At 42.4% G+C, this 14,095-nt stretch carries 11 protein-coding genes and 3 pseudogenes; 11 read left to right on the top strand and 3 right to left on the bottom strand.

Annotated elements, in window-relative coordinates:
- Window positions 1-51: 51 nt before the first annotated feature.
- Window positions 52-300 (bottom strand): hypothetical protein, encoded by a 249-nt coding sequence (locus NI466_RS14680; protein ID WP_253173930.1) that lies wholly within the window; start codon window positions 298-300, stop codon window positions 52-54.
- A 620-nt stretch (window positions 301-920) separates the two neighbouring features.
- Here NI466_RS14680 and NI466_RS14675 point away from each other — a divergent pair.
- From NI466_RS14675 to NI466_RS14645, 7 genes and pseudogenes are all read left to right on the top strand, one after another.
- Window positions 921-1,928, top strand: coding sequence for a DUF1852 domain-containing protein (locus tag NI466_RS14675; RefSeq protein ID WP_253173929.1), 1,008 nt, complete (start codon window positions 921-923; stop codon window positions 1,926-1,928).
- A 42-nt stretch (window positions 1,929-1,970) separates the two neighbouring features.
- Window positions 1,971-3,014: a methionine synthase gene (locus NI466_RS14670; protein WP_243474380.1), complete on the top strand. Its 1,044-nt coding sequence runs from the start codon at window positions 1,971-1,973 to the stop codon at window positions 3,012-3,014.
- A gap of 92 nt (window positions 3,015-3,106) precedes the next feature.
- Complete coding sequence (locus NI466_RS14665; RefSeq protein WP_253101294.1) at window positions 3,107-3,601, top strand: flavin reductase; 495 nt, start codon at window positions 3,107-3,109, stop codon at window positions 3,599-3,601.
- A 251-nt stretch (window positions 3,602-3,852) separates the two neighbouring features.
- Window positions 3,853-5,118, top strand: a pseudogene (locus NI466_RS14660) (MgtC/SapB family protein).
- Between the two features lie 185 nt (window positions 5,119-5,303).
- Window positions 5,304-6,989: a phosphoethanolamine transferase gene (locus NI466_RS14655; protein ID WP_253173928.1), complete on the top strand. Its 1,686-nt coding sequence runs from the start codon at window positions 5,304-5,306 to the stop codon at window positions 6,987-6,989.
- Between the two features lies 1 nt (window position 6,990).
- The gene (locus NI466_RS14650; protein ID WP_253173927.1) at window positions 6,991-7,662 is read left to right on the top strand and encodes a response regulator transcription factor; all 672 of its coding nucleotides are present in this window, start codon (window positions 6,991-6,993) and stop codon (window positions 7,660-7,662) included.
- Between the two features lie 5 nt (window positions 7,663-7,667).
- On the top strand, window positions 7,668-8,987 hold the full coding sequence (locus NI466_RS14645; RefSeq protein ID WP_253173926.1) for a sensor histidine kinase: 1,320 nt from the start codon (window positions 7,668-7,670) through the stop codon (window positions 8,985-8,987).
- 27 nt (window positions 8,988-9,014) lie between these two features.
- On the opposite strand, the pseudogene NI466_RS14640 reads toward NI466_RS14645, so the two are convergent.
- Window positions 9,015-9,715, bottom strand: a pseudogene (locus NI466_RS14640) (phosphatase PAP2 family protein).
- A gap of 39 nt (window positions 9,716-9,754) precedes the next feature.
- A complete protein-coding gene (locus tag NI466_RS14635) occupies window positions 9,755-10,141 on the bottom strand; it encodes a diacylglycerol kinase (protein WP_004729795.1) in 387 nt (128 codons plus the stop codon).
- 187 nt (window positions 10,142-10,328) lie between these two features.
- Here NI466_RS14635 and NI466_RS14630 point away from each other — a divergent pair, with 187 nt between their 5' ends.
- From NI466_RS14630 to NI466_RS14615, 4 genes and pseudogenes are all read left to right on the top strand, one after another.
- On the top strand, window positions 10,329-11,063 hold the full coding sequence (locus NI466_RS14630; protein WP_253101305.1) for a thermostable hemolysin: 735 nt from the start codon (window positions 10,329-10,331) through the stop codon (window positions 11,061-11,063).
- A gap of 35 nt (window positions 11,064-11,098) precedes the next feature.
- Entirely contained in the window at window positions 11,099-12,619 is a 1,521-nt protein-coding gene (locus NI466_RS14625) for an AMP-binding protein (protein ID WP_253173925.1), read from the top strand.
- 92 nt (window positions 12,620-12,711) lie between these two features.
- The gene (locus tag NI466_RS14620; RefSeq protein WP_290446024.1) at window positions 12,712-13,509 is read left to right on the top strand and encodes a TauD/TfdA family dioxygenase; all 798 of its coding nucleotides are present in this window, start codon (window positions 12,712-12,714) and stop codon (window positions 13,507-13,509) included.
- 54 nt (window positions 13,510-13,563) lie between these two features.
- A pseudogene (locus tag NI466_RS14615) lies at window positions 13,564-14,016 on the top strand (SDR family NAD(P)-dependent oxidoreductase); the annotation flags it as partial.
- Between the last annotated feature and the right edge of the window lie 79 nt (window positions 14,017-14,095).

Genomic DNA, 14,095 nt, shown 5'->3' with positions numbered 1-14,095 from the left:
GTTTGAATTCAGAATCTGAAAAACGATTTAATTTCTGATATCTCATGAAATTTATATTGAGGTGGTTTTTACTTTCGCAAGAGGTCTAATAAAAAGAATAATAAAAATGACAATACTTAGTACAACGGACTGAACTACATTTAAAAAGCGGCCTAGCAGAATAAAGCCAATTAGAAGAATCCAGCTTCCGACCAGTTCTGTACGTACCCATTCATAGCCAATTAGTCCTATAAATATAACTATGACCATGGGCAAAAAGGTAATGGTTTGATTTGTTCTGACCAGCCAGTTTTTTTTCATTAAAATTACTTTTTAAGGAGTCTAATAATATAAAAGTGTTAGTTTCCAATTAAATTATTACATAAAGAATTGTAAAGGAATTGTGTAAAAAAGATGCGATATTATATTTAAGAAAATTTAATTTGTTTAATTTAGAAATAAAGAAGATATTATTCAATGTCTTTTAAAGTAGCCAATTTTAAGATTAAAATTTGTCCGATACGAATAAGTAGAATGTTTAAACCTTGATATCTAACAATTAGATTTGAAATCACACACAGTGAATAGACTGATATTTTCTAATCTTTAGATGAGTTTCATTCATTCACTTCTAAATTGCATCTAATAAGCTATAAAACCATTCTTTGAATTTACCCCTCAATTTCATCCACTTAATATTCGATAGAATTTATCTTAAGTTATTAATATTCATTATTTTATCATCTATTAAACCCTAAAATTACATAGAAAAAATCTGTCATATTTTTCTTTATTAAGTGATCTTGATATCTTAAGAACAACCAAGAATGAATAAGATTCACTTTTCATTGAGTTTAAATCAGTTTTATTCATCTTAACGTTCACGTATAACTAGGCTTATTCAGAAATTTGGTTATTAGAACTTAGGGTAGTGAATCACAATGAGTAAAAAGTTTGCATGTTCAATTAAGCGCATTCGTTTTGACGAAAACTATCAACCTGCAGATAGCACACGTCTGACGACGAACTTTGCCAATTTGGCGCGTGGCGAAAGTCGCGAACAGAATTTGCGTAACACTCTACGAATGATCAATAACCGTTTTAATGCATTGGCACATTGGGATAATCCAAAAGCAGATCGTTATTCAGTTGAAATCGACATTATTTCAGTTGACCTGGATGTTGAAGGAAATGGTAAAACATTCCCTGCAATTGAAACTTTAAAAATCACGATTATTGATCATCAAACCAATCAGCGTATTGATGGCATGATTGGCAACAGTTTCTCGTCTTATGTCCGCGATTATGATTTTAGCATGGTACTTCCTGAACATATCAAGAAAAATCCAACATCGACCAAGCCAGAAAATTTTGGTGATTTACATGGCAAGCTTTATCAATATCTCGTCAATTCTGAAGTATTTAAAGCAGAATTTAAAAAACAGCCGGTGATTTGTTTGAGCGTTTCAACCTCGAAAACCTATTACCGTACCGCGAATGTGCATCCTGTATTGGGTATAGAATATAAAAATGATGAGCATTCACGAACCGATGAATACTTCGCAAAAATGGGCTTAACCGTCCGTTATTTCAAACCTGAAAATGGTGCTGCACCTTTAGCATTTTATTTCGCAGGTGACTTATTATGTGATTATACCGATCTGGAGTTGATCAGTGCGATCAGCACCATGGAAAGCTTCCAAAAGATTTATCGTCCTGAAATTTATAATGCGAATTCTGCTGCGGGTCAGGTGTATCAACCCAGCCTTGAGTATCCAGATTATTCATTGACTCAAATTGTGTATGACCGTATTGAGCGTGGTCAGTTGGCAGTGAAGCAAGCGAAGTGGACGGAAGAACACTTTATCAAACCTTATAAAGACATTCTGGAGCAATGGGCTGCAGAGTTCACAATCAAAACTACTGCTGACCAAGAACGCGCTGCTTAATACACCACATTATTTTACGAATATAGAGATAGAAGATTAGACATGGCACTTTTACAACCTAAAAAGCTACTCCCAACATCAACTGCAGGCAGCTTACCGAAACCGTCTTGGCTGGCAGAACCTGAAAAACTTTGGTCACCCTGGAAATTGGAAGGCCAGGAATTACTCGATGCAAAACAAGATGCACTGCGTTTGTCCCTACATGAACAACAGCAAGCAGGCATTGATATTGTCAGCGATGGTGAGCAAACCCGTCAGCATTTTGTGACCACATTTATTGAGCACCTTGAAGGCGTTGACTTCAATCAGCGTGAAACGGTCAAAATCCGGGATCGTTATGAAGCGAGCGTGCCATCAGTCGTGGGTGAAGTTTCTCGTCAAAAACCTGTCTTTGTTGAAGATGCCAAATTCTTACGTTCTCTCACAGATCAACCGATTAAATGGGCACTGCCTGGTCCAATGACCATGATTGATACGCTATATGACGGTCACTACAAGAGCCGTGAAAAACTGGCTTGGGAATTTGCCAAGATCCTGAATCAGGAAGCTCGCGAGCTTGAAGCGGCTGGCGTGGATATCATCCAGTTTGATGAACCTGCATTTAACGTGTTCTTCGATGAAGTGAATGACTGGGGTGTGGCAACTTTAGAGCGTGCACTTGAAGGCTTGAAGTGTGAAACTGCGGTACACATTTGCTATGGTTATGGTATTAAAGCCAATACCGATTGGAAAAAGACCTTAGGCTCAGAATGGCGTCAGTACGAAGAAGCATTTCCGAAACTGCAAAAATCAAAAATTGATATTGTGTCGCTCGAATGCCATAACTCACGTGTTCCGATGGATTTGATTGAGTTGATTCGTGGTAAAAAAGTCATGGTCGGTGCGATTGATGTCGCAAGTAATCAAATTGAAACAGCTGAAGAAGTGGCAAATACGTTGCGTAAAGCACTTCAGTTTGTGGATGCAGACAAACTCTATCCATCAACCAACTGTGGCATGGCACCACTTGGTCGCCAAGTGGCTCGTGGCAAACTCAATGCACTCAGTGCAGGTGCTGAGATTATTCGTCAGGAATTATCTCGCTAATTAAAGTGAATCCATGATGCTTTTAAAAGATTGAAAGTATCATTTGAGTGATATAACGCTCTTTATAAAAAGCTGAATATTGGAATACGGTGATGGTTGAAGCGACAGACTTTAGAAACGCAATGTCTTTATTAACAAGTGCAGTGAATGTAGTGACCACGATGGGCGATTCAGGTCGTCATGGTTTTACTGCGTCTGCCGTGTGTAGCGTGACCGATACACCACCGACATTGTTGGTTTGTATGAATAAATCATCGCGTTCTTATATCAACTTTGTTGAAAATAAAGTGCTGTGCGTAAATGTACTCAGTGCAGATCGAGCGCATCTTTCAAATGTTTTTGCATCTTCAAAATTCAGTTCTGAACAACGATTTGAACAGGGTGAGTGGACTGAATTAGAAACAGGTTCTCCTGTACTTAAAGATGCACTGGTGAGCTTTGATTGTGAAATTGGGCAGATCCAGGAAGTTGGTACACATACGATTTTGATTTGTCCGATTGTTGCCATTCAACAGAATCAGGAAGATCAAGCTTTGGTTTATTTTAATCGTGCCTATCATCAGGTCGGGGAAACAGAGTCTGTCTAATCCTGGAGCTGATGTAGGATTAAAATATTTTAGATTTAAAAGCTTATTAACTTCCGTAATTTTGATTAAACTGGTCTACTAAGAATAAGGAATTAGGTAGACCATCAACAAGGATGAATGGCGGACTAATGCAATAATTTACAGCTATCTATAGCCTAGAATTTAAAGATACAGCAGTTAAATTGATGTGCTGCTTTAAAAAACTGTTTATATACTAAAAATACGTACAGTCACTGGATGACACAAGGTGAATGCTCTTGAATATGCTTTTGCAAAGTTTATCTTTTCAGGAATTACTGACCATCATGCTGTCGGCATTAGGCTGTGGGCTTTTAATTGGGCTTGAGCGTGAACGTCATAAAAACAATAACAATGAGCAGAGTTTTGCAGGATTAAGATCATTTACGATTACAGCTTTATTGGGTGCTTCATGTTTCCTTTTGCATCTCTATATTGGAGTAATAGGAACCGTCGCCGTCAGCCTGTTTTGTGTGTATAGCCTGTTTCAACAGAAGCAGGATATCGGCTCTACCACTGAACTGGCTTTTTTGATGACCTATATCATTGGCGCTATTTGTGTTTGGAATATCCCACTTGCTGCAGGGATGGCGGTTCTACTTACGATCATCCTGATGGTCAAACAGACACTGCATCAATTTGCCGGAAAAACGATCCAAAGCTATGAGTTAAGAGATGGGCTACTTTTATTGGCTTTGATATTGATTGCGTTGCCGGTCATGCCCAATAAGCCCTTGTGGGGCGCCGTACTGAATCCCTATATCATCCTGAAACTACTAATTTTAATCTTGATTGTGCAGTCCATGGCACATGTGGCAAAACGAATCCTGTCCAATGATAAGGCGCTTATTTTATCTGCCTTAGCCTCGGGATTTGTCTCCAGTACGGCCACAATTGCCAGTTTGGGCATGCAAGTTCGATCCGGACAGGCCAGTGCTAAATTAAATGCAGGTGCGGGATTAATCTCCTGTATTGCCACCTTATGACAGCTCTTGCTGATTGTTCTGGGAGTGAGCGTAGAATGGTTCAAGTTTCTGCTAATTCCGAGTTTGGTGGGCATCGGAATTTTATGTATTGCTGCCGGATTCTTGATTTATCGAACTCCCCAAGCGGATAACAGTATGAGCATTAATGAAATACAAGAAATTGATAGCCGGATGTTCAGTATAAAAGAAGCGGTAATTATTGCGGTCAGTTTGACCTTAATCCAGGCTGGGATTTACGGCGCGAATCTTCTACTGGGGGATAGCGGCTTAATTTTAGGCACTTTTTTAGCCTCTTTATTTGAAGTGCATGCTGCTGTAGCAGGTGTAGTGATACAGGGAAATCCTCACAACCTGACTTTAATTTATGCGGTCATGATTGGACTTGCGGCACATGCGGTGTCTAAAAGTATCAATTCTTTTGTGACCGGGGGAGGGAAGTTTTTCCTGTATTTTGCGCCTAGCCAGATTCTACATATGTTAGGGCTTATCTTTATTTTCCTGAGTTTGAAATAAAGAAGGGCTGGTTTGCATATATTATGAAATGATCCAATCATTTTAAGTCATTTTAAGTCATTTTAAGTCATTTTAAGTCATTTTAAGTCATTTTAAGTCATTTTAAGTCATTTTAAGTCATTTTAAGTCATTTTTAAGATTCAGATTCTAGGCTAAAGCATCTTAAAGTCTTTGAGCCACGGATCATGCTGAAGCTGTTTTCCCATTCGTCTTTTTTTAGTCAGCGACCTAAAAAGTCGATTAGTCTTTCAGGCTTCAATATGTTGCTCGCTATGTGGCTGGGATTGATCCTAAACTTTGCTTTCTACCAGAAAATTCATGAATTTACACCTTATACCAATCTGAAAGCAGGCGTATTACTGGTCGCTACGGCGCTGATCATTATTGCGTTTTACAATCTGGTATTACAGTGGCTGAACTGGAAATGGAACGCCAAAATACTGGCCAGCGCCCTGATCATTTTGGGTGGTTTTAGTGCTTATTTTGTCAATAGTCTGGGGGTCGTTATTACGCCAGACCAGATTCAGAATATGCTGCAAACCGATGCCCGCGAAGTTCGAGATCTCTGGTCAATGCGACTGGTCATCTGGACACTAGTATTTGTAGTTTTTCCACTTTTTATCATCTGGATGCTTAAAATTCAGCCTGCATCGCTTGGGCATCAGCTGGTGCATAAAAGCCTGAGCAGTGTAGTCTCACTCGGACTGATTCTAGGTTTATTGTTCTGTTTCTATGTCGATTATGCCGCCATCTTCCGTGAGCACCGCGATCTGAAGGGTATGCTTTCTCCACAAAATAGCATCGCGTCCACCTTGTCCTATTATAAAAAGAAAGCACCTAAAGCGAATTTACCTTTGGTGGCTTTTGGCGAAGATGCACATCTGTTACAGCAGGCCCAAATGCAGGATCATCCCAAATTGATGGTGCTAGTTGTTGGAGAAACTGCACGTGCCGAGAGTTTTGCTTTAAATGGCTATGCGCGCAATACCAATCCTGAACTGAGCAAGTTAGCGGTGATTAATTTCAATCAGGTGAGCTCTTGTGGAACTGCAACTGCCGTTTCAGTGCCTTGTATGTTTTCGGGCATGTCACGTGAAACCTATGATGAACAGCTAGCCAGCCACCGTGAAGGTTTGCTGGATATTGCTCAGCGCGCCGGATATCAGGTGACCTGGATTGATAATAACTCAGGCTGTAAAGGTGCCTGTGACCGGGTACAAAAGTATCAGATTCCGGCACAACTGAAACAGAAGTGGTGTGATGCTTCTGGTGAATGTTTTGATGAAATCCTGGTGGATAGTCTGAAAGATTATCTGGCGCATCTGGATAAAAATAACCAGAAACCGCAGTTAATTGTGCTGCATCAGATGGGCAGTCATGGGCCAGCATATTTCAAGCGTTCCAAAACGCCGTATCAGCCATTTCAACCAACCTGTAATAGCAATGCCATTCAGGGCTGTAGTGCTGAAGAATTAAAGAATAGTTATGATAATTCGATTGTATATACAGACCATGTCCTTGCTCAAATCATTGAAACTTTAAAGCAGCAAACACAGTATCAGACCGGTTTCTGGTACCTGTCTGATCATGGAGAATCTACCGGAGAGCATGGTTTATACCTGCATGGTACACCTTATAGTATGGCACCGACCCAGCAAACCCATGTCCCGATGCTGATGTGGTTCTCCGATACCTGGAAGCAGCAGAATACCCAGCAGGTCAACTGTCTCAAAGGACAGACCAGCCAGACCCGTAGTCAGGATCATCTTTTCCCCAGCTTATTAAGCTTGCTGGATATAAAAACGCAAGTGATTGAAGCTAAAAATGATATGCTTGCACAATGCTCACCATCCTTAAAGAACAGAGCTTGAAATGCATAAAATACTGATTATTGAAGACGACTTTATGATTGCCGAGTCGACTGAAACATTGCTCAAGCTGCATCAGTTTGATGTGTACTGGGTCAATAATGGGATTGAGGGTTTAAAACAGTTACAGCAGCAGGTCTACGATATTGTGCTGCTCGATTTAGGCTTGCCGATGATGGATGGCATGCTGGTGCTGAAAAATATCCGGCAGAAGTTTCCGAATTTACCGGTGCTGATTATCTCCGCCCGGGATCAGTTACAAAACCGGGTAGATGGGCTGAATCAGGGAGCAGATGACTATTTAATCAAGCCTTATGAATTTGACGAGTTGCTGGCCCGTATTCATGCCTTAATACGCCGTAGTGGTTTAAAAAATACCGGGATAGATACGAATAAGAAATTATCACACGGCAGTTTGGAACTAGATCTAGAGCAGCATATCGCTCTGTTTAATGGACAGGCTATAGAATTATCCAACCGGGAATGGTCCATTTTAATGGCCATGTTAAATCATCCGAATAAAATTTTTTCCAAGAATGATCTGGAAGACAAGCTTTATGACTTTGATAGTGATGTCAGTAGTAATACGGTAGAAGTCTATATCCATCATCTGCGGGCAAAATTAGGAAAAGACTTCATCCGTACCATACGTGGGCTAGGATATCGCTTAGGATGAGCGCCATGCAGAAACGTTATTCCTTGCAAAAACGTCTGGTTATTTATATTTCATTATTTAGCGTAGTACTGGGCTGTGTGCTGATCTTTTCGGCATACCGGATTGCGCTCGAAGAAATTAATGAAGTACTGGATAAACAGATGCAAAGTCTGGCAGAACGTATTTCAGGAAATCATCCGCAACCCTTACAAAGTCAAATCGATCTGGCAAAACAGTACAGTGAAGAAGATTTATTTGTAGATATCTGGTCCTATACAGATACAGCCACTTCCTTGCATCCGCAGGATGTTCTGGTGGCGCCGGTCAGGAAAGCAGGTTTCTACAAGCATCAAACGCCGTATGGAACCTGGTTAACTTATATTATTCCTGGTAAGCAATTACAGATTCAGGTGAGCCAGCAGCAAAATGTCCGGCAGGAACTGGCGCTGGAGCTAGCAGCCAATATGTTTCTTCCTTATGTGCTTTTTTTACCTTTTGCAGTATTTGGCTTAGGCTGGATGATCCGGAAAAATTTTCAGCCGCTCAATGATTTTAAAACTGAATTGGCCAGCCGCAAGGCACAAGACTTAAAGCCAATTGCAATGAAAGATTATCCCTTGGAGCTGGAACCGACCATTCAGGAAATGAATTATTTGTTTGGCCGCATTTCTCTGGCCCAACAGGAACAACGTCAATTTGTAGCAGATTCTGCCCATGAATTACGCACGCCACTGACAGCACTAAACTTACAGCTGCAAATTTTGCTACAGCAGTTCCCTCAAAGCGAGTCTATCCATAATTTGAGTCAAGGCATTTTGCGTATGCAGCATCTGGTCAACCAGTTATTGAGTCTGGCAAAACAGGATGTGACCGAAGGTTTAAGCGAACCTGTTCAATTGCTATCACTGAATCAAATGACAGTCACCTGTATCGAAGAACTAATTCAATTGGCGCTACAGAAAGACATTGATTTGGGCGTAGAACAGCAACAGGAACTGCAGATTCAGGGCCAGGTTCCAGCTTTGCACTCGATTATTTATAATTTAATTGATAATGCAATTAAATACAGTCCGAAGGATGGCGTGATTAATGTATCTATTTTCCAGCAAGGACGGCAGGCGGTTTTACAAATTGAAGACAGTGGGGCAGGGATAGATCCTGCTCAATTCAATCAGATCCGGCAACGCTTCTACCGGATACATAACCATGCAGAAATTGGCAGCGGTTTGGGTTTATCCATTGTAGATAAAGCCACCGAGCGCTTGGGTGGAACACTAGAATTTTCGCGAAGTACCAATCTGAGTGGCCTTTGTGTACAGGTCAAGCTTCCTTTAATCGAAGCCTAAGCGAATAAGCTTCTGGTTTTTTTGGAGTTAAGGTTGCCTGATACTAGAGAGTATAGGAGTGGTCTTTTCTATGGGTAGTTTATGGCTAAACAGCGTATAGCCAATGACATTCATGCACCAGATAATCCAGCCAGTCCATAAATTATGACTCAGGAAATGTGCTCCGCGCATCATTTGTGCCCAGCCCATGGTCAACCCTAAAATTACTGCAGCGATCAGAAGAAAATAAGCACGCTTGCGGTTAGAAATGCGATAAACAAAATAACCAGCCATCAACGCAAAACCACTAGATGCATGCCCTCCAGGAAAACAGTGGCCCGCAGTAGCACTAAAATCCCATTATGGGTAGGTATGGTCATATCCCAGGGACAGGCATGGGCTGACTGGGATTTTAAAATTCCGATCGAGGCTGTGGTCAGCACTACCATGCTAAAAAAATAGCCAAATTCCCAGCGCCGTATATACCAGTTCTGCCATTTCAGTGATGCCAACCAGCCCAGTAATAATGTGATATACACTAGAATCAGCAGGTCTTTCACATAGCGATGATTGAGTTCTGCCAGTGCCCATTGTTTTCGAAGGGGAAATTGACCATGATCATCGATAAAGGGATAGATGAGTTGTAAGTCCAGCACTCCTCCAATGTCAAAGAAGTTGAGAAGAATCAAAAAACTGAAGATCAAAAGTAAAGTTTGGGTCAGTAAAAACCGGGAACGGTCAGTGATCATTTTTAAGTTGTCCATTTCAGGCAGTAGCAAGAGCAGAGGTCAAATCAAATGACCAGCCAAAATGATGCCCCAGGTCAGGGCAATTAAACTAAGTGCTACAAACTGAGCCGCACTGCCCATATCCTTGGCATTTTTAGACAGTTCATGCCGTTCCATGGAAATACGATCTACCACTGCCTCTATCGCTGAGTTAATCAGTTCAATGATCAACGCCAGTAGGCATACGGCGACCATCAGCGCTTGCTCAGCTGGACTAACCGGCATCCAAAAACTTAGAGGAATCAAAATAAGGTTGATCAGCAGAATTTGCCGGAAGGCAGCCTCATTTTGAAAGGCGGTTTTAAAACCAGCCAGGGAATAACGGGTCGCATTAAAAATACGCTGCGTTCCTGAGGTGCCTTTATAAGGTGAGCGGTAGGAAGACATAGAACAGTTTCAGTTAACAAGAGATAGGATTAACTTAAATTTTCAATCTTAAAATGCTCTTAAAAAAACCGGCCGTTCTCTGGATTTTTTATACACACAGCTTTTACATTCTTTTGCACAAAATTAAGAATTTTTTAAGTTTGGACTTCTATCTTGAGTAGCAAGTTAATTTCGTGGTGTGAGCCAAATGATCAAGTTTAGTTTTGATCCTCAGTCATCTGATCAGATTCATTATTTGGATGGATATTTCAAGCAGTCTCAATACAAAAAACAAATCAGTCTAAATAAATTTTCACTACAGGCCCATCACTTTGATCCCGTGATCTCGGTACAAGATAATGCTCTACAACTAAGAGTACAAACTGTACACCGTGGTGAGACGTGTGAACGTCGAGCACTGGAAAATTTTATTCAAGAAAAATATCAACAAGTCCATCAGGCCACGATATCAACCTTCTCTTCGACCCTGTTTGCCGGTTATGACGGAGCCAAAATGCAAGTTGTTATTGGCATGGAGCATTTACACCAAACCAATGCCTTCCTGGAACAGTATCTCGATGAACCAATTGAAAATATTCTTGGCAAGCTCAGTCAGGCGGAGGTTAGTCGGAACAAGATTGTAGAAATTGGCAACTTAGCTGCAGTAGACATGAATCAGGCCAAACTGATAGTGGCATTTCTGGTCTTTCATCTCTCGCAGCAATGCATTGAAAGGGCAGTATGTACCGGAACAACTGCAGTACGTTATGTGTTGCAACAGATGGGATTACGTTTTCATGTGCTTGAAAAGGCTGATCCGCAAGTCCTTGGAGAGGCACAACGCCTGTGGGGCAGTTATTACCAGCAGAAACCTTATGTGCTGGCGATTGATGTGGCAGAGGCCTTACAAGTCGCTCGTCAACTTTATCAATTTAGTCATTAAAGCATTTTGCTTGATTACCGAGGCACAGAATTTAAATGATGACTGCTTTATTTGAACGTATCAGCCTACAAGCACACCAGTATCCGCAGCGAGAAGCTGTGGTTACCGCACAGGCAACACTGAGCTATGCGGAACTACAACGGCGGATAGAATTATTGAGTGCCAGTTTCATGCAGCTTAATCTGCGACGTCTGACCTTATGGGGCGTGAACAGCATCGACTGGATTGTGGTCGATCTTGCCGCACAAAAAGCCGGCATGACTGTAATACCTGTTCCTCTATTTTTTACTGTAGCCCAAGTACGACATCTGCTTTCCGACAGTCAAACCGAGCTGCTCTGTACTCTAGATGAATCTTTCTCTGCACCAGAATGGCTGTTAAATCTAGCTAAAGACATGAGTAGAGATGAGATTTCCATTACTGGCCAGCTACATGCACGCTTTTTTCAGCTAGAGCAGGCAGTACAGTATTCATCTTCTTTACAAACCCAGCAACCAGCAAAAATCACCTATACCTCTGGCAGTACGGGGACACCGAAAGGCGTGTGTCTGGTAGAAGATACCATAGAATCAATTACGCATTCACTCAGTCAGGCACTGGCCAGCAGTCAGCTTGGACGGCATTTGTGCCTGATTCCATTTGCCACCTTATTGGAAAATATTGCCGGCATTTATGTCGCACTGAGCATGGGACGCGCCGTAATTGTTGGCGAGGTGAGCCAGTTCGGTCTGGTATCTAACCATACTTTTGATACACAGCGGTTTGTAAATGCAGTGCAGAGCTATCAAATCGAAAGTGTGATTTTATTAGCGCAGATGCTGAAAGCGATTGTGGAATATAGCGCTGAACACGGTGCTGCAGGGTTCAAGACGCTGAAATTTATTGCGGTCGGTGGAGGGAAAGTCTCTGCTGATTTACTCAAACAGTGTCAGCAACTTAACCTTCCGGTTTATGAGGGGTATGGCCTGTCCGAGTGTGCCTCGGTAGTCAGCCTGAATCTGCCGGATGCACGCCGCATTGGCAGTGTGGGCCGGATTTTACCGCATGTCGAAGTTGAGATTGCAGCCAACAGCGAAGTAGTAGTGAAGGGCAATGCCATGCTGGGTTATGTCAATGACATGACTGCGACACCGTATATTCATACGGGTGATGCCGGATATTTTGATGAAGATGGCTATTTGTACATTACCGGACGCATCAAGCAGATGATTATCAGCAGTTTTGGACGCAATATTTCTCCGGAATGGGTCGAATCCAACAGCCTGACCGAGCCGGAAATCCAGCAGATTGCCGTTTTTGGCGAAGCCCAGCCCCATTTGTCGGCCGTGATTTATGCCCCGGATGATACGCCAGACCAGCAACTGGCAGTAGCGCTTCAGCGGGCCAACAGCCGGATGCCGGACTATGCACAGATCAAACACTGGTGCCGTGCTCCCGAGCCATTTTCTTTAGACAACCAGATGTTGACCGACAACGGCAAACTGCGCAGACAGCAGATTCAGCAAAAGTTTCAGGCTGAACTGATGCCGGCCGAGTCCCAAGTTATTTTTGCATAGTTCACAGCCCCCTAGATCTGTCGAATGAGAGAGAACACATGAATATTGCACAGCAAGCTTTGCACACCACACCTAATTAGATTAAAACGCAGTTGGTAGAACAGGGCTGGGTCTTGTTAAGACATGAACACTATGACGTGACCTCGTTTAGTGAACTCATGAATAGGCTATGCCAGCGGCTAACTTATGATCCTGCACGCGAAAACATCACTCGCCAGTCCCAGAAAGTTGATGCCGGCACCCAGGCTATGGGACTGCATATTGAAAATGGCACGACGCCTTTACCGCCCGATATCATCGCATTTTTCAGTGAAAAAAGTGCTTCGCGCGGTTCGCAGACTACCTTATGTGATGGGCATGAAGTCTGGAAAAATATGCCGGCTGCTCTTAAGCAGAAATTTGCCGAGCCGATGACCATTAGCCGTTATTTACCCAAACCGATCTGGCAGAAGTATGTGGCTACTGCCTTGAATATTGAAAATGCAGAGCAGGTCGGTATACAGGAACTGGAACGCTTTATCGAGATGGTGCCTGGACAGCGGATCAGTCCCGCACATGATGGGGGAGTGCACTACCATTTAAATATGCCGATGGTCCGCCATGACAATCTTAAGGGTGTTCCAGCCTTTGCCAATACCTTGCTAGGACCTTCTTACAATTATGAAAAACCCCGTTTTCATTTTGCTGACGGTTCAGAGATCAGTCCGGACTTACTCGCAGAACTGGCAGAGCATTGTGAAGCCCAGACTTCAGAAATTGACTGGCAGGATGGTGATCTTGTGATCATTGATAACAAACGCTTTATGCATGGCCGACGTGAAATCTTGGTACCGCTTGAACAGCGTAAATTGTATATCTGTATGGGACTGGGCCTGAATCCTGACGTTTAAGCAAAGCAGCAAGAGACATCATATTAAAAAACTCAACGATAAGAGAAATGATCTATGTCCAATTTAACAGCAGTTCTTCTAGGTGCGACCGGTGGCATCGGACAGGCCATTGCCGATATTCTCGGGAAAAATGGCTTGAATCTGGTTCTGGTCGGACGTAATGAACGGACTTTACGAAAATTAGGTGAAAAACTGGCGCAGCGTTATCCGAATATACAACTGCAAGGGATTTGCTGTGACTTGGCCGAGCAGCAGAGCCGTGACGAGCTGATTCATGCACTGGCTACATTGAATACCCCAATCCACTATTACATCAATAATGCCGGCATCAATGATTTCAGTCTGTTCTCACAGCAGTCACAGGAGATGATGGAACAGATGATGCTGATTAATGTGGTTTATCCCTTGCAACTGGTACAAGGAATGATTCCACTGATGTCAAAAACTCAGCCGAGCCAGATCATTCATATTGGCTCTACCTTTGGCAGTATTGGCTATCCAGCTTATGGTCAGCATCGTACCAGTAACGAATTGCGCAAGAAAGGTGTATTTGTTTCAGGGAGTGGTGTTCGTTCTATTTGGCTCC

The sequence above is a fragment of the Acinetobacter lwoffii genome (assembly GCF_024129595.1).
GTDB lineage: Bacteria > Pseudomonadota > Gammaproteobacteria > Pseudomonadales > Moraxellaceae > Acinetobacter > Acinetobacter lwoffii_O.
Note: the sequence above shows the minus strand (reverse complement) of the source record. Positions and strands in the feature narration are given on the sequence as shown.